The organism is Pseudonocardia sp. NPDC049154, from assembly GCF_040648315.1.
Lineage (GTDB): Bacteria > Actinomycetota > Actinomycetes > Mycobacteriales > Pseudonocardiaceae > Pseudonocardia.
The window spans coordinates 45,265-63,521 of sequence record NZ_JBEZDN010000016.1 but is presented as its reverse complement, the minus strand read 5'-3'; the positions used below and the strand labels follow the sequence as shown (position 1 = coordinate 63,521).

The following is an 18,257-nucleotide window of genomic DNA, read 5'->3' as shown; positions in this document are numbered from 1 at the left end:
TCGGCGGGACAGACCCAGCACGACCGCACCATCGCGGCCTCGAGCACTGGTCATGCCGCACCCACTACCCCCGCTGCGCGCGCTCACCCGCCGACCTGCCGAGCGCCGCTTCGACTCGGCGGTGGCGGGCAGGACCCGGCCGCCACCCTCCCCGAGCAACCCCCGTCAGGGTGTGAGGACGACCTTCTCGCAGTCCTCCTGCTTGTTCTTGAAGATGTCGTAGCCGTGCGGCGCCTCCTCCAGCGACAGCCGGTGGGTGATGACCCGCGTCGGGTCGAGCTCGCCGCGCTCGATCCGCCGCAGCAGCGGCGTCATGTACCGCTGCACGTGACACTGGCCCGTCCGCAGCGTCAGTGACCGGTTCATCCAGGCCCCGGCCGGGAACTTGTCCACCATCCCCCCGTACACCCCGATGACCGACACGATCCCGCCGCTCCGACAGGACAGGATCGCCTGGCGCAACGCGTGGGGGCGGTCGGTCTCCGACCGGACGGCCTGCTTGACGCGGTCGAAGGCGTGGATGTGCGCGCTGCCGTGGGTGGCCTCCAACCCGACGGCGTCGATGCACTTGTCCGGGCCACGGCCGCCGGAGAGCTCCAGCAACCGGGACCGGACGTCGACCTCCTCGAAGTTCACCGGGATGTGCCCGGCCTGCTCGGCCATCCGCAACCGGTACGGCTCCTTGTCGATCGCGATCACCGACGCGGCGCCGAGCACCCGGGCGCTGTCCATGGCGAACTGGCCGACCGGACCCGCGCCCCACACGGCGACCACATCACTGGGCGAGATGTCGCACATCTCGGCCCCCATGTAGCCGGTGGGCAGGATGTCGGACAGGAAGAGCACCTGCTCGTCGAGGAGCTCGGACTCGATCTTCAGCGGTCCCACGTCGGCGAACGGGACGCGGGCGTACTGCGCCTGCCCACCGGCGAACCCGCCGGTCAGATGCGAATAGCCGAACAGCCCGGCCACGGGGTGGCCGAACATCTTCTCCGCGATCCCGGCGTTCGGGTTGCTGTTCTCGCAGCAGGAGTACAGCTGCGCCGCGCAGGCCCCGCACGCACCGCAGGCGATCGGGAAGGGCACCACCACGCGATCACCGACCCGCAGTCGCGCCGGATCGACACCGGCGCCGACCTCGACGACCTCGCCCATGAACTCGTGGCCCAGGATGTCGCCGTCCTGCATCGTCGGCACGTACCCGTCGAGCAGGTGCAGATCCGAGCCGCAGATCGCCGTCGAGGTGATCCGCACGATCGCGTCGCGGCTGTTCAGGATGGCCGGATCCGGCACGTCCCGGACCTCGACCTCGTTGCGGCCGGCCCAGCAGTTCGCCCTCATACCCCCAGCACCTCCCGCCGTTCCTCGGTCGTCAGCGGCTGGGCCGGGCGCTGCGGGAACTCCTTGCGCGCCCGCTTGCCCCACGGCGCGCCGTCCGAGCGCACGACCTCACCGGCCTCCAGGACCTGCTTGAGCCGGCGCAGGTCGTCGTCGAGCTGCTGGGAGGGCTCCTCCCCGAAGTACTTCGCGACGGCCTTGCCCAGCTTCCCCGCCCCGATGTCGTAGACCAGCCGCACGTGTATCTCGGTGCTCACCCCGTCGGGCGCGAGGACGAAGGACACCGTGCCCTGGTTCGCAACGTCGGCCTCCTCGGCCGAGCGCCACCCGATCCGCTCGTTCGCCACGTCCTCGGTCACCACCGCTTCCCACTCGACCGTGCGGTCGAACGGGGCGCTCGCCATCCATCTGCTGGTCTTCTCGCCCGTCGTCCGCACCTCGTCGAGGTGCTCCATGAACGTCGGCAGGTTCTCCAGGAGACGCCAGAACCCGTACACCTCCGGTACAGGTCTGCGCACCGTCGTCGTCGCTGTCAGATCCATCGAGCCTCCTTGCACGTCCAGGTCCGGTCGACACGGCCGTTGCAGACGGGGAGGGACTGCAACAAGCGCCCGACGTACCACCCGCACGCCTTCCCACACCTGTACCGGCGCTGCAATTCGGCCCGGTCCCGGGCATGCCCGTGCGGCGCTCCACCACGGTCGCGGGACACCTCGCCGCGGAATAGTGCAGCCGGTCGTACTCGAGGCGAGGACGTGGTCACCATCACCGAGGAAGGCTCACTACGGTCAAGCCGGGCACCAGCAGGTGGCGCAACGACGGGCCGGCGGCCCGCCGGAGCTGCCACCGCCGCCCTACCGGGTGCGACGCTCACCCGGCAACTTCGCACCGCGCCGATGAGGGGCCGCCCCGGCGCCGGCCCGCCGTCAGGCTCGGCGCCGGGGCGGTCCGCCGGTCAGCGCCTCACCCCCCGGACGGAACACAGCACGGACGCACCCGTCCTCCTTGTCCTTGAACATCCGGTAGCCCCTCGGCCCGTCGTCGAGCGGCATCACGTGGGTGGCGAGGTGCTCGGTCTTCACCTCGTCCCTGCTCATGCGGTCGAGGATCTCCGGGATGTAGCGGTGCCCGTGCTGCTGGGCGCCACGCAGAGTCAGCGCCTTGTTCATCACCGCGCCGAGAGGGAACTTGTCCACCAGGCCGGCGAAGACGCCCAGGGTGAACACCGTCCCGCCCTTGCGGCAGGCGTAGATCGCCTCGCGCACCGCCGCGGGTCGGTCGGTCTGCAGGGATGTAGCCGCCCACCAGGTGCAGGTCCGAGCCGCAGGTCGCACTCAGCCCTACCTCGAGGATGATGTCGTGATCATTGAGGATCGTGGGCTCGGGGACGTCCTCGACGCCGATCTCGTTGACGCCGCGCCAGGTCACCGCCTTCACCGCACACCTGCCCTGGGCGCCACCCTGGTCCAGGCCTCCAGCAGCACGCCGCCGGGGGTAGCCGTCCGCTTGCCGTGCGGTGCGGGGTCGACCGCCAACACCTCACCCACCTCGATGAGCTGCTTGGCCCGGCGCAGCGCGGACCGCAGGTCGGCCAGCGGGTCGCTGCCGTTCAGCCGGCTCACGGCGGTGCCCGAGGACGGCAGGTCGCGCCGCCGGGCCGCCAGCTCGGTTCCCTTGCCGTCGGCGGCCGGGCTGACCCGGACCTCGATCTGTTCGCCGAACTCGGCCAGGGGTGCGGGCAGCTCCGCGGTGTCGATGTCGGACGGCTCGCGGAGCACGGTCACCACGAGCCGCCCGGACGCCGGTCGGCTCGCGCCGGCCGGCCGGGCCGCGGACGGGTCGATGGCCGACCGGACCTGGCAGACGACGCTCCCGCCGGCGCGGGCGGCGAGGGACCACGTTCCCGATGGCCGACGTCACGCTCGACCTCCCGCGCCGGCGGACTGCGGAGCGTTGGCGAACTCCTGCACGATGCGCTCGCAGAAGGCCGGCAGGTCGTCGGGCGATCGGCTCGTGGTGATGTTGCCGTCGGTGACGACCTGCTCGTCGACCACCTCCGCCCCGGCGTTGCGCAGGTCGGTGCGCACGCTCGGCCACGAGGTCAGCCGGCGGCCGCGCGCGACGTCGGCCTCGACGAAGTTCCACGGGCCGTGGCAGATCGAGGCGACGGGCTTGCCCGACCGGACGAAGTCCCGGACGAACTGCACCGCGGCGGGTTCCATCCGCAACTTGTCCGGGTTCACCGTCCCACCCGGAAGGAGCAGCGCCGCGTAGTCGTCGACCGACACCGCGCCGACCAGCTGGTCGACCCCGAAGGTGCCGGCGTCCTCGAGGTCGTGGTCGCGCGCCTGGATCTCGCCGCTGGTGATGGAGACGACGACGGTGCTGGCGCCGGCGTCCTCCAGCGCCTGCCGCGGCCGCTCCAGCTCGACCCGCTCCACCCCGTCGGCCGCGAGGATGGCGACCCGGCGTCCGTCCAGCACTCCAGCCATGTCAGGCACCCGCCCCCGCCGTCGCCGGGTGCAGGACGACCTTCGTCCAGCCGTCGTCCCGCTTGTCGAAGTGCTCGTAGGCCTCCGGCGCGCGGTCGAGGGGCAGCTCGTGGCTCACGATGAACGACGGCTCGGCCTTGCCAGCGGCGATGAGGTCACGCAGCTGCCGGTTGTACTTCTTGACCGGCGCCTGGCCGCTGCCGATGTGCTGGCCCTTGAACCAGAACATGCCGTAGTCGAACGCGAGCTTGCCCTGCTTCGCCAGCTCGTCACTGGCCCCGGGGTCCTGGGGCACGAAGACGCCGACGTTGCCGATCCTCCCGGTGAAGCGCACCGAGGCGACCAGCCGGTTCATCGTCAGGTTGGCTCGCTCCTCGCCGTCGGGCTCGTGCGCCTGGTAGCCGACGCACTCGCAGCCGTTGTCCGCGCCCAGCCCCATCGTCTCGTCGAGGACTGCCTGCACCGGATCGACCTTCGAGTCGTCGATGGCGATCGCCCCGATCGACTCGGCCAGCCTCAGCCGGTCCGGGTGCCGGTCGACGACCATCACCTTGCCGGCCCCTCGGATGGTCGCCGAGAGGGCTGCCATCAGCCCGACCGGTCCCGCGCCGTAGATGACCGTCTGGTCGCCGGGCTGCACGCCGGCCATCTCGGTCGCGTGGTAGCCCGTCGGGAAGATGTCGGCGAGCATCACGTAGTCGGTCTGCCGCTGCTCGGCATCCTCCCCGAGCCGCAGACAGTTGAAGTCACCCCAGGGCACGCGCAGCAGCTCGGCCTGTCCCCCGGCGTACGGGCCCATGTCGGCGAAGCCGTACGCAGCACCGGCCATGTTCGGCTCCGGCTGCGCGGTCAGGCAGTAGTTCGTGAGCTGGCGCTCGCAGTTCTTGCAGTGCCCGCACGAGATGTTGAACGGCAGGACGACGTACTCCCCCACCTGGACCTTGTCGACCCCGTCCCCGACCTCGACCACCTGGCCCAGATTCTCGTGCCCGAATGAGCGGCCGGGCTCGAAGTCGGTCCGACCCTCGTACATGTGCAGGTCCGAGCCACAGATGTTCGCCGACGTGATCCGCACCAGGACGTCGGTCGGCCGCTCGATCTGCGCGTCCGGCACCTCCTTGACGCTGACCTGACGCGGCCCCTCGTAGACCACTGCCTTCACGTTGCCTCCTCATCGCAGATGCGTCCCACCGCTCCGGGCTCGGATCGGGCCCTCATTGCACCCGGCGCAGCATGGGGTCCGGTATCGGCAGACATGCCGATACCGGACCCGGTCACAGACCGCGCAACCGGGACGGATCGCCCTGCCGACGGAGGTCGGACCCGGGACCGCGCCACGACACCGGGTGCGTCGGAGTGCGTGTCCTGAGCGACCGGATGCCCGGGGGCACGTGCCCCGGAGTGCGGGTGACCGGCCGCCGTCGCCGAAATGGGTCGCTCTGCCGATGACCGGAACGGTCACCGACCGTTGCCATGGAGGGCATCCGTTCCGCCGCGAGCCACGGCCCCCGCCACTTTTCTTGCCCGGTCGCGACGATCTATGAAGCCGGCCCGACCGGGTTCGGGCTGGCCCGGTTTCTGGCCGATGAAGGCATCGACTGTCAGGTGGCGGCGCCGTCGAAGCTGCAGCGCGCCCGTGCGGGGACCGGGTCAAGACCGACCGCCGCGACGCCGGGCACCTGGCCCGGCTGCTGCACCTGGGCGAGATCGTGGCGGTGGCCGTCCCGAGCGCGAGCAGGAGACCGCCCGGGATCTGGTCCGGGCCCACGAGGACGTCCGCGCGGATCTGATGGCGGCCCGGCACCGCCTGTCCCACGCTGTTGCTGGGCCAGGGCATCGTCTACTCCGGCGGCAGGCCCTGGACCGGAACCCACGACCGGTGGCTCCGTGTTCACCCACCCAGGCGACGAGGAGCCGAGACGAGGACCTCCGGGGCGTCGACCGCCTCGACGAGGAAGTCGACGAGGCGGCGGACGGCGGGGCGGGCCGGCCGGCGCCAGACGACCTCCAGGTCGACGAACAACGGCGGATCGAGCGGCCGCACGACGATCCCGCTGACATCCATGTGTTCGGCGACCCCGAGGATCCCCGGGGCGACGCCGGACCCCGCTGCGACGGCTCGCACCATCGCCTCGGGACTGTTGATGAGGTCCGACTCGACGACGACCTGCCCCGGCCGCGCTCCCCTCGGCAGCAGGTGGTCCACCGTGCGCTGCCAGATGCCGGCGAAGGGGGACCACGGGAACATCACTAGGGGTTCGTGACCGAGACTCGCCACCAGGATCTGCGCCCGGTCGGCGAGCGGGTGTCCCAGCGGCAGGACGACGCCGAACAGCACCGAACCGAGGACGACACCGTCGAGGTCACGGTGCTCCTGCGGCCGGCTCCAGACGACCGCTGCATCGGCCCGTCCCTGCCGGACCGCCTCGACGGCATCGTCCCCCGGGCTGGACGTCACGAAGACCTCGACGCCCGGTATGGCGAGTCCCACCGCTCGCAGCGGGCCACCGAGGACCCGGTCGGCCATCGTGCAGACCCGCAGGGTCACCTGCTCCTGCCCCGAGGGCCTTGCGGATCGCACGTCCTCGCGGGCACGGTCGACCTCGGCCAGGATCACCCGCGCCCGCTCCGCCAGGACGTGCCCCGCCGGCGTCAGCTCGGCCCCGCGAGGAGTGCGATCGAAGAGCGTGACGCGCAGGTCCCGCTCCAGCGCACGGATCTGCTGTGAGAGCGACGGAGCGGCGATGTGCAACCGGCGCGCGGCAGCGGAGAAGCGGCGCTCCTCGGCCACGGTGAGGAAGTACCTGAGCTGGCGCAGGTCCACAGGGCAGGCTACCGCCGGAGACAGGAACCGGGCGGTCGACGTGTGAGGCTGGGACTCACAGGCCTGTCGTTTTTACGTCACGGAGCACGTGGTAGTCATCCTGCTTCCCGAGGTATGAGTATCTGATCGGTATCCTCCCCGCCCCGTCGAGCAGCCGATTCGGTGATGGCCGGGATCGAGCCGCTACCGGGGACTTTATTGGAGGGCACACATGCGCTCGCGCCAGGCCGGTGAGCTGCTGCTCGCCGAGACCGCCGATTCGGCCGGCACCACCTCCGAGCGCGCGCAGGCCCTGCTTCAGGTCCTCCGCCGGCTGGTTCCGTTCGACGGTGCATGGCTGGCGCTCGCCGACCCGCTGGGCCACGGCTACCACTCCCTGGCGAGCGTCGACCTCGACGGCCCGACCGTGGAGTTCCTCTCCGGCCCGCTGATGGCGCGGGACATCGAGGTCACCGGCACCGACCGGGCACGTCCCCCGTTGAGCCCGTCGGACCTGCCCTACCCGGCCGAGGAGCTGCCGACCTGGGCCGAGTGCCTGATCCCGTCCGGGATCCACGAGGCGCTGGTCCTCGCCCTGTTCGCACCAGCGGGGCGGCACGTCGGCTGCCTCGCGCTGCTGTCCGGCGACCGGCACCCACCGTCCCCGGTCACGCGTCGCCGGCTCGGGCGGCTCGGGCCGGTGCTCGCGCACGGCATCGACCCGATGCGTTCACTCCTCACCGCCGCACGCCTGGTGCGGGGGGCCGCGGCCGGCGTGGTGCTCCGCGCGGACGGCGGCTGCCAGGCGCTGCCGGGCCTTCCGGCGGACGCGCTGCTGGTCCCCCGCTCCCCCGTCCTGGCCGCCGCACGTGAGCGCATCGGCGACGGGCACGTCTACGAGTCGTTCCTCTGGCCGGTGGGCGGCTCCCACGCCCCGGGCGGGCACGTGCGCGTCACCGTCCTGGCGGCACCCGAGGACGCACCGCCGGGGTTGACCGCTCTGGCCCTGCTGTCACCGGCGACCGACCTCCACGGGCTCACCCCGCGGGAACTGGAAGTGCTGGGCCTCCTGGTCGAGGGGTGCTCCAACCAGGAGATCGCCCGTACGCTGGTGGTGGCTCCACGGACCGTGGCCGCCCACCTGGAGCACATCCTCGGCAAGCTCGGGGCACCGACGAGGACCCTCGCCGCGGTCCGCGCAGAACGAGGCGGCCTCTACGTTCCGGCCCCGCGCGCCGATGAGTGAGTCGGCGCCGGAGCACGGACCGGCCGTAGCGAGACCCTCCCGCGGGCCGGGGACCGGGACCGGCCGGCGCAGGGCTCGTGGAAGCGGGGAGTGTCGTCCCCGGAGGACGACATCGGCCGATCGACCGATGCCCACTCGCCTCGACCGGTCCTAGCGTCTGAGCCGCGGTCGCACGACGGAATCCTACGACCGGCGCTGGACTGCGCCGCCGGGAGCAGACATGGACTACGCAACGTTCACGAAGACCACGGCCGAGCGGGCCGGGCTGCCCGAGGAGACAGCGGAGCGGATCGAGCATGCCACGCTTCGGACACTCGCCGACCGCATCACCGGGGGTGAGGCCCAGGACCTCGCCGCGCAGCTCCCGGGCGGGCTCATCGCCGCCGTCGCCGCGTCGCTGGAGGAGCCCGACCGCGACCGGGGGCCGCGGTCCTGCCCGGCTCCCTCCAGGGCGCCGCCGAGATCCGGGGGCAGGCTCTGCACCACGACAGCGTCGCCGCCCTGGTCTCCGCGGTGAGCGCCCGGTCCCAATGCCCGGCCGAGCGGGCCCGCTTCTACACCCAGGCGGTCCTGTCCACGCTGGCCGGCTCCGAACCAGAACTGGCCAGCGTCCTCGCCCGGGGACTGCCGGACGGTGAGGAGCTGTTCTCACCCTCTGACCCACCACGCGCGCGTCGAGCAACAGCAGGACGCGGTCACCTTCGAGCTCTGGACGCATTCGCTCGACCGTGTGACCGACATGGACGTCGAGCTCGCCCGGCGGATCGACGCGGCCATCGCCGCGCTCGGGTCCTCCGGCTGACCTACCCCGGCCCGCCGGACACCCGACGGCCGCGACCAGGAAGGCTAGCCCCGTGACCGATGCGATCACCCCTGACCAGGTCCTGCGGTACCTGGGGGACGTCGACTACCCGGCCGGTAAGGAGGTGCTGGTCGCCGCCGCCGAGCAGGCGGGAGCACCCGAGGCGGTGATCCGCAGCCTCCGGGCCATCCCGCCGGTCGAGTACCGCAACCGCGCGGAGGTCGCGCGGTCGGTGCCCGGCGACCCCGCAGCGGGCCGGTCGGCGAGCCGGGCGGCCGAGCAGGCCCGCACGCGCACCCCCGCCGGCGTCGCAGAGCACATGCGCGAGCCCCGGGAGGACCGGGGCGACGGCACCCGGCATTCCGGCTGAGTCCCGAATCCGACTGCCCGCTTCCGACGGCGGCGGGCTTCAGGTCCGCGGCGCCGTCTCGTAGGTCGGTCCCGGATCGCAGGCTGCGCCGACGATCTCGCTGTCTTCCGCCGGCGGCTCCACCGGACCGTCGCCGGGCCGGAACAGGTCGATCGCCCTCCCGCTGGTCGCTCGACCGGTTCCGTACGTCCTCCGGTGCGGCGATCACATCGCGACTGTTCCGTCGCGCGGCGTTGCTCCGTGCTTCCGGCGACGTCCATCTCCTTGAGCTCGTCGGTCACCGGGCCGTGGCCAGGTGCTCGTGCACCATGCGGACCGCCATCGCACCCTCCCCCGCCGCCGAGGCGACCCGCTTCACCGAGCCGCTGCGCACGTCGCCGGCTGCGAAGACGCCGGGCAGGCTGGTCTCGAGCAGCAGCGGGTCGGGCCCGCCGGACCTTCCCCTCTGCGCCGGCCGGCGCGCGTCCCGCCCGGTCAGCACGTAGCCACCGGAGTCCAGGGCGACCGAGTCCGGCAACCACGACGTGCTGGGCTCCCCCCCGATGAACACCATGAGGTCGCGCGCGAGCAGGCGCTGCCGCTCACCGGTCACCGTGTCCGTCACGACGACGGCCTCGAGGCGGCCACCCTCGCCCTCCAGGTCCTCCACCGTGGTGTGCAGATGCACCTCGATGCGCGGATCCTGGGTGATCCGGTCGGCGAGGTAGCGCGACATGTTCTCGTCGAGTCCGTGCTCCCTGACCACCAGGTGGACCTCGGCGGCATGGCCGGCGAGGAAGACCGCGGCCTGGCCGCCCGAGTTGCCCCCACCCACGACCACCACCGGGTCTCCGACGCACTGCTGGGCCTCGATGGGCGTGGCCGCGTAGTACACACAGGTGTCCTCGAACTGCTCCAGTCCGGGGACCGGGAGCCGGCGGACGCGCACGCCGGACGCGACGATCACCGTGCGGGTGGCCAGCTCACCGCCGTCGGCGAACCGCAGCACGTGGTTCCCTTCCCGCTCCTCCAACCCCACCACCTCCGACGGGACGGACCGCCGCGCCCCGAACTTCTCCGCCTGCAACACAGCGCGCTCGGCCAGCTCGCCCCCGGAGATCCCGGAGGGGAAGCCGAGGTAGTTCTCGATGCACGACGTCCGCGCCGCCTGCCCGCCCGGCGCGACGCCGTCGAGCAGCGCGGTGTCCAGGCCCTCCGAGGCGCCGTACACAGCAGCCGCGAGCCCGGCAGGGCCGGCCCCCACGACCACGAGATCGCAGATCTCCCGGCCGTCACCGATGTCGCGCAGCCCGAACGTGGGCGCGAGTTCGGTGGTCGAGGGGTTACGCAGCAGCCGGTCCCGGTACAGCACGATCGGCGTGTCGGCGGGGCCGAGCCCGAGGGAGCGGAGCAGCTGCTCGGCCATGGGGTCGGTCTCCAGGTCCAGGAACCGGTGCGGCAGCCGGTTGCGGACGGCGAACTCGCGCAGCTGCCTGGTGGTGGCCGAGTACCTGGAGCCGATGATCCGGAACCCGATGCCCTCGCCCAGCGTCAGCCATCGTCGGACGAGGTAGGCCCGCAGCACGAGATCACCGAAGGCGTGGTCCCGCGCCGCGAGGGCACGCAGCCGGTCGGCCGGAACCGCCAGGACCTCACCCGGGTCGACGACGACGTCGCTCAGGAAGGCCGGCTGCCGCGTCAGGACACCGAGCTCGCCGAGGAAGCGGCCGGGCCCGTGCAACCGCACCACACGCTGGTCGGGCGTCCCGATCGCTTCGACGACGGCGACCCGGCCGGAGAGCAACACGTAGAAGGTGTCCTCCGCCTCGCCCTCGGCGACGAGCACGTCCCCGCGTGTCGTGGGCCGACGCTCCCCCCAGGCCTCCAGCTCCCGGAGGCGCGTCTCCTCGAGGCGGGGGAAGGCCCCGGACACGTCCGGCGTCTCCCCGGGCGGCACGTCGGCCAGCAGTTGCTCGACGCCAGGGCTCTTCTGGTCGGCCGACTCTCGGGCGGTCACACCGGTGCCTCGTCGACGAAGCACCACCGCCAGTCCTCGCCCGGCTCGAACGACCGGATGATCGGGTGGCCGACCAGGCCGGCGTGCCGGCGGGCATGCTTGCCCGGGGACTGGTCGCAACAGCCGACGTGCCCGCAGGTCAGACACAGCCGCAGATGGACCCAGGGGGATCCGATCCGCAGGCACTCCTGGCATCCCTCGGGCGTGCGGGGCTCGACGTCGTCGCGGACGAAGGCCAGGTGCGGGTCGAGCCCTACCGGAACGTTCATCGGTCCTCGGTTCCCTTCGACTGCAGTGCCTGGTCCAGCCAGCTTCGCAACGCCGGCTCCGGAGCGGCTCCGGGCTGGCGGGCGAGTACCTCACCGTCCCGCAGGACCATCAGCGTGGGGACGGCGCGCACCTCGAACCGCTGGGAGAGCCGGGGCGCCCGGTCGACGTCGACCTTGACCAGCTTGAGCTCACCGGCTCGCTCGGTGGCCACCCGTTCGAGGACGGGACTCACCATCCGGCACGGGCCGCACCAGGTCGCCCACAGATCCACGAGTACCGGGACCGGAGCCCGCTCCGCGACCTCGGCGAAGTCGTCGTCGCCCGAGTCGGCGATCCAGGGCAGGCGCTCGTGGCAGTTGCCGCACTTCGGCACCGAGCCTGCGGACACCGGTACCCGGTTCCGCTTCCCGCAGTGCGGGCAGGCGATGGTGCTCGTCCGCGCCGTCGCCGAGGCGCTCACGCCTGCGCTCCGATGGGCTCGTGGGAGACGACGAGCTGGTCGCCGCCCACGTCGACCCGCACGGTGGACCCCTCGATGGCCCCGTCGCGCAGCAGCGCGCGGGCGACCTGGGTCTCGACCTCTCGCGCGATGAATCTGCGCAGCGGACGAGCCCCGTACACCGGGTCGTAGCCCTCGTGCGCGATGAAGCGACGGGCGCCCTCGCCGATCTCCATGGTGATGTTGCGCTCGGCGAGCCGCACGCGCAGGTCGGACAGCATGAGCTCGACGATGTTCTCGATCTCGCCCTGGCTCAGCGGCGTGAACAGCACGGTGTCGTCGACCCGGTTGAGGAACTCGGGCCGGAAGTGGGCACGCAGCTCGGCCATCACGAGATCACGTGCCTCCGGCTTGAGCCGGCCGTCGTCGGTGACCCCGTCGAGCAGGTACTGCGACCCGATGTTCGACGTCATGATGATGACGGTGTTGCGGAAGTCGACGGTGCGTCCCTGCGCGTCGGTGAGCCGACCGTCGTCGAGGACCTGCAGCAGTGTGTTGAAGACGTCCGGGTGCGCCTTCTCGATCTCGTCGAAGAGGACGACGGCGTACGGACGGCGGCGGACCGCCTCGGTGAGCTGGCCGCCCTCCTCGTAGCCGACGTAGCCGGGCGGGGCGCCGACCAGGCGGGACACGGTGTGCCGCTCCTGGTACTCGCTCATGTCGATCCGGACGATGTTGTCCTCGGAGTCGAACAGCGCCTCGGCCAGCGCCTTGGCCAGCTCCGTCTTGCCGACACCGGTCGGGCCGAGAAAGATGAACGAGCCGGTCGGCCGTCGTGGGTCCTTCACCCCGGACCTGGCCCGGATGATCGCGTCCGCGACTGCCTGCACCGCTTCGTCCTGGCCTACCACCCGCCGGTGCAGCACCTCGTCGAGGCGCAGCAGCTTCTCCCGCTCGCCCTCGGTCAGCCGGGCAACCGGGATGCCGGTCCACACCGACACGATCTCTGCGATCTCCTCCGCCGTCACCACCTCGCGCAGCAGCCGGTGCTCGCCCTGCTTCTCGGCGAGCCGATGCTCTTCGGCCTCGAGCTTGCGCTCGAGGTCGGCCTGCTTCGTGAAGCGCAGCTCCGCGGCGCGGTTGAGGTCGTAGGCGCGCTCGGCATCCTGGATGTCGTGGCGGACCTGTTCCAGCTCCGCCCGTAGCTCCTGAACGCGCTTGATCGCCTGCCGTTCGGCATTCCACTGGGCGCGCATGGCGTCGGCCTCGCCGCGCAGGTCGGCCAGCTCACGGCGGAGCTGGTCGAGCCGCGCACGGGATGCGGCGTCCTCCTCCTCCTGGGCGAGCGCCGCCTCCTCGATCTCCAGCCGCATCACCTTGCGGGTGATCTCGTCGAGCTCGGCGGGCATGGAGTCGATCTCGGTGCGCAGCCGGGCGCACGCCTCGTCGACCAGGTCGATGGCCTTGTCGGGCAGGAAACGGTCGGTGAGGTAGCGGTGGCTCAACGTCGCCGCCGCGATCAACGATCCGTCGAGGATCCGGACACCGTGGAACACCTCGAACCGCTCGCGCAACCCTCGCAGGATGGAGACCGAGTCCTCGACGGTGGGTTCGTCGACGAAGACGGGCTGGAACCTGCGCTCGAGCGCGGCGTCCTTCTCGACGTGCTGGCGATACTCGGTGAGTGTGGTCGCACCGATCATGTGCAGCTCACCGCGGGCGAGCATCGGCTTGAGCATGTTGCCGGCATCCATCGATCCCTCGGATGCCCCTGCACCGACGACGTTGTGCAGTTCGTCGACGAACAGCAGGATCCGGCCCTCCGCCGCCTTGACCTCCGACAGCACCGCCTGCAGCCGTTCCTCGAACTCACCGCGGTACTTCGCCCCGGCCACGAGCAGCCCCATGTCCAGGGCGAAGATGGTGCGTTCGCGCAGGCCTTCGGGGACGTCCCCGTCGACGATGCGCTGGGCCAGGCCCTCGACGATGGCGGTCTTGCCGACTCCGGGCTCGCCGAGCAGCACGGGGTTGTTCTTCGACTTCCGGGACAGGATCTGGACGACCCGGCGGATCTCGGCGTCGCGGCCGATCACCGGGTCCAGCCGACCGGAGCGGGCCGACTCCACCAGGTCCATCCCGTACTTCGTCAGGGCCTCGTACGACCCTTCCGGAGTGGCCGAGGTGACGCGCTGGTTGCCGCGTACCCGCGTCAGCGCGGCGAGGAAGGCCTCGCGGGTGACGGCGTGGCGGGCGAGCACCCGGCCCGCACCGCTGGCGGACCCCTCCTCCGCCAGCGCCACGAGCAGGTGTTCGACCGACACGTACTCGTCCTTCATCCGCCGTGCCTCTCGGTCGGCGACGTCGAGCACCTTCGCCAGCCGCCGGGTGACCGCGACCTGGCCCGGTTGGGGCCCCGGCCGGGTCGTGCGGGGCTTGCGGCCGAGCTCTTCCTCCAGGTCGGAGCGCAGCGCCCGGACATCGACGCCCATCTCCCCGAGCAGGCGGGGCACCAACCCCTCCGGCTCGTCGAGGAGTGCGGCCAGCAGGTGCTCGCCGTCGACCTCGGTGTGGCCCGCACGGGTGGCCAGGTCCTGCGCCTCGGACAGTGCCTGCTGGGACTTCTGGGTCAGGCGGTTCAGGTCCATCGCTGACTCCGCTCCGGTCGGTCGACGGTCGGCTGCTGGGTGGTGGTGCGTCGGCGCACCGGTTCGGTGCGCCCGCGAACGCGCAGGGCGGTCTCGAGGTCGGTGATCCGGTCGAGGAGGTCGCACACGAGTCCGAGGGCGGCGTAGTTGAGCGGCAGGGAGGCGCGCAAGCGCTGCAACCGTGAGACGGCCGGTACCTGCGCCGGGCTGAACCACAGGGATCCGTCGACGTGACGCGCGGCCGGGATCAGCCCCAGCGCCCAGAACCGCCGCACCAGTTCGGGGTGCAGGCCGCAGCGCCGGGCGAACTCCTCCTCGTCGAGCAGGGCGGATCTCGGACTCCGGACCAGCGGGTAGCGAAGCGGACGACTCTGCGGGTTCATCGGCGTCGCCTCGCGTCGTCGGTCGTGGCGCGGCGCGGATCGAACGTCGACGACGTGGCGAGTTCGGAGTACAGCTCGCGTTCGCGTTCGCTGAGCCGTGCCGGCACCATGATCTTGATCTCGCCGATCAGGTCGCCCGGTTGCCCCGCCGGGTCCGGCATGCCTTGCCCACGCAGGCGGAGGCGTCGTCCCGACGAGGAGCCGGAAGGCACGGTCACCTTGGTCTCGCCCCCGGGCGCGGCGACCGGGACGGTCGCGCCGAGGGCCGCTTCCCACGGGGCGAGCTTCAGGTCGACGTGGATGTTCCGGCCCTCCACGCGGAAGAGCGGGTGCGGCAACAGCCGCACCACCAGGTAGAGGTCTCCGGCCGAGCCGTCGCCGAGCCCCCGACCTCCTTCGCCGGCCAGCCTGATCCGCCGGCCGTCGGTGACGCCGGGTGGGATGGTGACCGTGTAGCTGCGCGGGCCCTCCGGGCCGTTGAGCGTGATCTCCTTGCGTCCGCCGTGATAGGCCTCCTCCACGGTGAGGGGGAGCTCGGCCTCCTGATCCGCTCCCGCAGTGCGGGCCACACGCGGGCCGCGGCCACGGCCGCCGAACATGCCTCCCAGGAGGTCCTCGATGTCGATGCCGTCGAAGCTTCCGCCGACGAATCCCTCGCCGACGTCGGCGCCCTCCGCGGTCCAGGTCGCCCGGCGACCACGACCGGCCCGGCCACCGAATCCGCCCGCACCGGCACCGACGCGCTGCTCCCAGTCCTCGGGAACCCGCCGGAAGTCCTCCCCGAAACGGTCGTAGCGCTTGCGGAGCTCCGGGTCCGACAGCACGGAGTACGCCTCGTTGATCTCCTTGAACCGCTCCTCCGCCCCCGGATCCTTGTTCACGTCCGGATGGTTCTTCCGCGCCAACCGCCGGAACGCCTGCTGCAGCTCGTCGGGGCCGGCGTCACGGGACACCTCGAGTACCTCGTAGAAGTCGCGGGGCATCGGTCAGCTCTCCTGCCGCTGCGCGACGGTGACGGCTGCCGGTCGGAGCTGGCGTCCAGGGGCGCCGTAGCCGGGCCGGACCACGGAGGCCACCGAACCGGGCGGGGTCCCGGCCCCGTCGGCGTCCACCACCCCCACCACCTCGTGCCGCGCCGGATCGAACGGCACTCCGGGCTCGTCCTCGCGTCCGTAGCCGAGCCCCGAGACGACGGCGAGGGCCTGCTCACGGAGGGTGCGGATGCCCTCGACGATGGATTCGGGGTCCGCCGCGGCGTGTTCGAGCGCACGATCGATGGTGTCGAGCACCGGTAGGAACGCGGACGTGACGAGCTCCCGCTCGATCTCGCGCTCGCGTGCGACCTCCCGCGCGTAGCGCTTGCGCAGGTTGTCCAGGTCTGCCGCGGCGCGCCGCCAGCGGTCCTCGGCGGCGTCGAGCGCGCGCTGGGTGGGGCCGGCCGTCGCGCCGTCCGCCGGTGTGGGCCCCGCCTCCTGTGGAGGTCCGCCCTCCGGGTGAGGCCGTGCCTCGGAGGCTTCCGCGTCCCCACCCGGTCCACCCTGCGGCCGGGCGGACGGCGTCTCCGGTCCGGGCTCTCCCATCGCCAGAGCTCACTTCCGGTCGAACTCGGCGTCGATGACGTCGTCGTCCGCGGCCGCCCTGTCACCGGCGGTTGCCTCACCGACGTCCGCGGCAGAGTTGGTCGACGCCGCCTGGAGCCCGGCCAGCACCTGCTGCAGCTCGCCGGTCAGCTCGCGGACGCGATCGAGCGGCGCCTGATCAGCCACCGCCTGCCGGGCCTCGGTCACCAGCATCTCGGCCCGAGCGCGCTCGTGCGGTGGTGCCGAGTCGCCCAGCTCGTCGAGTCGGCGTTCCACCTGGTAGGCCGCGCTGTCCAACTGGTTGCGCGCGTCGACCTCCTGCCGGAGTTGCTGGTCCGACGCCCTGTTCCGCTCGGCCTCCGTGACCATCCGCTCGACCTCGGCGGTGTCCAGGTTGGCGCTCTCGGAGATCGTGATGCCCTGCTCGGCGCCGGTGTCCTTGTCGCGGGCCGTCACGTTGACGATGCCGTTGGCGTCGATGTCGAAGACGACCTCGATCTGCGGCTCCCCGCGCGGCGCCGGTCGGATGCCGGTGAGCTGGAACCGCCCGAGCACCCGGTTGTCCGCCGCGCGCTCGCGCTCGCCCTGCAGCACGACGACGTCGACGGCAGGCTGGTTGTCCGCGGCCGTCGAGAAGACCTCGCTGCGCCGGACCGGGATCGTGGAGTTCCGCTCGACGATCTTGGTCATCAGCCCGCCCTGGGTCTCCACCCCCAGCGACAGCGGCGTGACGTCGAGCAGGAGGACGTCGGAGACCTCGCCCTTGAGCACCCCCGCCTGGATCGCGGCGCCGACCGCCACGACCTCGTCGGGGTTCACGGTCATGTTCGGTTCCTTGCCACCGGTCAGCCGGCGCACGAGCGCCTGCACCGCCGGTATCCGGGTCGACCCGCCGACCAGGATGACCTCGTCGACGTCGTCCGCCCCCACCTTGGCGTCCGACATGGCCTGACGTACCGGCCCCATCGTCCGCTCCACGAGGTCCGCCGTGAGTTGCTCGAACTTCGAGCGCATCAGCGTCATCGTCAGGTGCTTCGGCCCGTTGGCGTCCGCCGTGACGAAGGGCAGGTTGACCTGGGTCTGGCTGACCGAGCTCAACTCGACCTTCGCCTTCTCGGCGGCCTCGTACAGCCGCTGCAGCGCCTGCGGGTCCTTCCGCAGGTCGATGCCGTTCTCCTTCTGGAACTCCTCGGCGAGGTGGTCGACGATCCGCCGGTCGAAGTCGTCACCTCCGAGGTGGGTGTCACCGGCAGTGGCACGCACCTCGACGACGCCGTCGCCGACGTCGAGGACGCTGACGTCGAACGTCCCGCCGCCGAGGTCGAACACCAGCACCGTCTCGTGCTGGCCCTTGTCCATCCCGTAGGCGAGCGCCGCGGCAGTCGGCTCGTTGATGATCCGCAAGACCTCGAGGCCGGCGATCTTCCCCGCATCGCGGGTTGCGGTTCGCTGCGCGTCGTTGAAGTAGGCCGGGACGGTGATCACCGCCTCGGTGACCCGCTCGCCGAGGTGCCGTCCGGCGTCGTCGGCGAGTTTGCGCAGGATCAGCGCGGAGATCTCCTCCGGCGCATACATCTTGTCCCGCACCTTGATCCGGGCGAGCCCGTTCGCATCGGGAACCACGTCGTAGGTGACCTGACCGGCCTCCTCCTCGACCTCCTCGAATCTGCGGCCGACGAACCGCTTGACCGAGTAGATCGTCCCCTTGGAGTTGAGGATTGCCTGCCGGCGGGCCAACTGGCCGACCAGACGCTCCCCGTTCTCGGTGAACGCCACCACCGACGGCGTCGTGCGAGCCCCCTCGGCGTTGGGGACGACCGAGGCCTCACCGCCCTCCCATGCGGCAATGACCGAGTTCGTCGTCCCGAGATCGATACCCACCGCGCGCGCCAT

Annotated in this window: 19 protein-coding genes; 4 read left to right on the top strand and 15 right to left on the bottom strand. The window is 71.7% G+C overall.

Annotated elements, in window-relative coordinates; genetic code table 11:
• Positions 1–165: 165 nt before the first annotated feature.
• The 7 genes from AB0B41_RS11600 to AB0B41_RS11570 all read right to left on the bottom strand — a co-directional run bounded on the left by AB0B41_RS11600 (position 166) and on the right by AB0B41_RS11570 (position 6,654).
• A complete protein-coding gene (locus AB0B41_RS11600; RefSeq protein ID WP_358201754.1) occupies positions 166–1,341 on the bottom strand; it encodes a zinc-dependent alcohol dehydrogenase in 1,176 nt (391 codons plus the stop codon).
• A complete protein-coding gene (locus AB0B41_RS11595; RefSeq protein WP_358201752.1) occupies positions 1,338–1,880 on the bottom strand; it encodes an SRPBCC family protein in 543 nt (180 codons plus the stop codon). The genes AB0B41_RS11600 and AB0B41_RS11595 overlap by 4 nt, the downstream gene beginning before the upstream one ends.
• A 384-nt stretch (positions 1,881–2,264) precedes the next feature.
• The gene (locus AB0B41_RS11590) at positions 2,265–2,672 is read right to left on the bottom strand and encodes a hypothetical protein (RefSeq protein ID WP_358201749.1); all 408 of its coding nucleotides are present in this window, start codon (positions 2,670–2,672) and stop codon (positions 2,265–2,267) included.
• A gap of 99 nt (positions 2,673–2,771) precedes the next feature.
• The gene (locus tag AB0B41_RS11585) at positions 2,772–3,122 is read right to left on the bottom strand and encodes a hypothetical protein (RefSeq protein WP_358201747.1); all 351 of its coding nucleotides are present in this window, start codon (positions 3,120–3,122) and stop codon (positions 2,772–2,774) included.
• A gap of 132 nt (positions 3,123–3,254) precedes the next feature.
• Positions 3,255–3,830 (bottom strand): type 1 glutamine amidotransferase domain-containing protein, encoded by a 576-nt coding sequence (locus tag AB0B41_RS11580; protein WP_358201745.1) that lies wholly within the window; start codon positions 3,828–3,830, stop codon positions 3,255–3,257.
• A gap of 1 nt (position 3,831) precedes the next feature.
• Entirely contained in the window at positions 3,832–4,992 is a 1,161-nt protein-coding gene (locus AB0B41_RS11575) for a glutathione-independent formaldehyde dehydrogenase (protein WP_358201743.1), read from the bottom strand.
• A 729-nt stretch (positions 4,993–5,721) separates the two neighbouring features.
• A complete protein-coding gene (locus AB0B41_RS11570) occupies positions 5,722–6,654 on the bottom strand; it encodes a LysR family transcriptional regulator (protein ID WP_358201740.1) in 933 nt (310 codons plus the stop codon).
• Positions 6,655–6,865: 211 nt separating this feature from the next.
• Between AB0B41_RS11570 and AB0B41_RS11565 the strand changes: the two genes are divergently transcribed.
• The 4 genes from AB0B41_RS11565 (at position 6,866) to AB0B41_RS11550 (ending at position 9,051) form a co-directional block, all read left to right on the top strand.
• The gene (locus AB0B41_RS11565) at positions 6,866–7,879 is read left to right on the top strand and encodes a helix-turn-helix transcriptional regulator (RefSeq protein ID WP_358201738.1); all 1,014 of its coding nucleotides are present in this window, start codon (positions 6,866–6,868) and stop codon (positions 7,877–7,879) included.
• Positions 7,880–8,099: 220 nt separating this feature from the next.
• Positions 8,100–8,396 carry a DUF2267 domain-containing protein gene (locus AB0B41_RS11560; RefSeq protein WP_358201736.1) on the top strand — a complete coding sequence of 99 codons (297 nt, stop codon included), beginning with the start codon at positions 8,100–8,102 and terminating at the stop codon, positions 8,394–8,396.
• A gap of 117 nt (positions 8,397–8,513) precedes the next feature.
• Positions 8,514–8,681 carry a 4a-hydroxytetrahydrobiopterin dehydratase gene (locus AB0B41_RS11555; protein WP_358201733.1) on the top strand — a complete coding sequence of 56 codons (168 nt, stop codon included), beginning with the start codon at positions 8,514–8,516 and terminating at the stop codon, positions 8,679–8,681.
• A gap of 52 nt (positions 8,682–8,733) precedes the next feature.
• Positions 8,734–9,051, top strand: coding sequence for a DUF2795 domain-containing protein (locus AB0B41_RS11550; RefSeq protein ID WP_358201731.1), 318 nt, complete (start codon positions 8,734–8,736; stop codon positions 9,049–9,051).
• A 277-nt stretch (positions 9,052–9,328) separates the two neighbouring features.
• On the opposite strand, the gene AB0B41_RS11545 is transcribed toward AB0B41_RS11550, so the two are convergent.
• Genes AB0B41_RS11545 through dnaK form a run of 8 tightly spaced genes read right to left on the bottom strand, consistent with a single transcriptional unit; the run spans position 9,329 to position 18,257 of the window.
• Positions 9,329–11,047: an FAD-dependent oxidoreductase gene (locus AB0B41_RS11545; protein ID WP_358201729.1), complete on the bottom strand. Its 1,719-nt coding sequence runs from the start codon at positions 11,045–11,047 to the stop codon at positions 9,329–9,331.
• Positions 11,044–11,316 (bottom strand): UBP-type zinc finger domain-containing protein, encoded by a 273-nt coding sequence (locus AB0B41_RS11540; protein WP_358201726.1) that lies wholly within the window; start codon positions 11,314–11,316, stop codon positions 11,044–11,046. The genes AB0B41_RS11545 and AB0B41_RS11540 overlap by 4 nt, the downstream gene beginning before the upstream one ends.
• Positions 11,313–11,777 (bottom strand): thioredoxin, encoded by a 465-nt coding sequence (trxA, locus tag AB0B41_RS11535; RefSeq protein WP_358201724.1) that lies wholly within the window; start codon positions 11,775–11,777, stop codon positions 11,313–11,315. Before trxA ends, AB0B41_RS11540 begins: the two co-directional genes overlap by 4 nt.
• A complete protein-coding gene (gene clpB / locus AB0B41_RS11530; protein ID WP_358201722.1) occupies positions 11,774–14,401 on the bottom strand; it encodes an ATP-dependent chaperone ClpB in 2,628 nt (875 codons plus the stop codon). The genes trxA and clpB overlap by 4 nt, the downstream gene beginning before the upstream one ends.
• Positions 14,392–14,784, bottom strand: a complete 393-nt coding sequence (locus AB0B41_RS11525) for a chaperone modulator CbpM (RefSeq protein ID WP_358201719.1) — start codon at positions 14,782–14,784, stop codon at positions 14,392–14,394. Before AB0B41_RS11525 ends, clpB begins: the two co-directional genes overlap by 10 nt.
• Positions 14,781–15,767 carry a J domain-containing protein gene (locus tag AB0B41_RS11520; protein WP_358201717.1) on the bottom strand — a complete coding sequence of 329 codons (987 nt, stop codon included), beginning with the start codon at positions 15,765–15,767 and terminating at the stop codon, positions 14,781–14,783. The genes AB0B41_RS11525 and AB0B41_RS11520 overlap by 4 nt, the downstream gene beginning before the upstream one ends.
• 3 nt (positions 15,768–15,770) lie before the next feature.
• Positions 15,771–16,364, bottom strand: a complete 594-nt coding sequence (locus AB0B41_RS11515) for a nucleotide exchange factor GrpE (RefSeq protein ID WP_358201714.1) — start codon at positions 16,362–16,364, stop codon at positions 15,771–15,773.
• 9 nt (positions 16,365–16,373) lie between these two features.
• Entirely contained in the window at positions 16,374–18,257 is a 1,884-nt protein-coding gene (dnaK, locus tag AB0B41_RS11510) for a molecular chaperone DnaK (protein ID WP_358201712.1), read from the bottom strand.

Coding starts and splice junctions, on each gene's coding strand:
- AB0B41_RS11600 (WP_358201754.1), bottom strand. CDS start 1,341: ATGAGGGCGAACTGCTGGGCCGGCCGCAACGAGGTCGAGGTCCGGGAC.
- AB0B41_RS11595 (WP_358201752.1), bottom strand. CDS start 1,880: ATGGATCTGACAGCGACGACGACGGTGCGCAGACCTGTACCGGAGGTG.
- AB0B41_RS11580 (WP_358201745.1), bottom strand. CDS start 3,830: ATGGCTGGAGTGCTGGACGGACGCCGGGTCGCCATCCTCGCGGCCGAC.
- AB0B41_RS11565 (WP_358201738.1), top strand. CDS start 6,866: ATGCGCTCGCGCCAGGCCGGTGAGCTGCTGCTCGCCGAGACCGCCGAT.
- AB0B41_RS11560 (WP_358201736.1), top strand. CDS start 8,100: ATGGACTACGCAACGTTCACGAAGACCACGGCCGAGCGGGCCGGGCTG.
- AB0B41_RS11540 (WP_358201726.1), bottom strand. CDS start 11,316: ATGAACGTTCCGGTAGGGCTCGACCCGCACCTGGCCTTCGTCCGCGAC.
- clpB (WP_358201722.1), bottom strand. CDS start 14,401: ATGGACCTGAACCGCCTGACCCAGAAGTCCCAGCAGGCACTGTCCGAG.
- AB0B41_RS11525 (WP_358201719.1), bottom strand. CDS start 14,784: ATGAACCCGCAGAGTCGTCCGCTTCGCTACCCGCTGGTCCGGAGTCCG.
- AB0B41_RS11520 (WP_358201717.1), bottom strand. CDS start 15,767: ATGCCCCGCGACTTCTACGAGGTACTCGAGGTGTCCCGTGACGCCGGC.
- AB0B41_RS11515 (WP_358201714.1), bottom strand. CDS start 16,364: ATGGGAGAGCCCGGACCGGAGACGCCGTCCGCCCGGCCGCAGGGTGGA.
- dnaK (WP_358201712.1), bottom strand. CDS start 18,257: ATGGCGCGCGCGGTGGGTATCGATCTCGGGACGACGAACTCGGTCATT.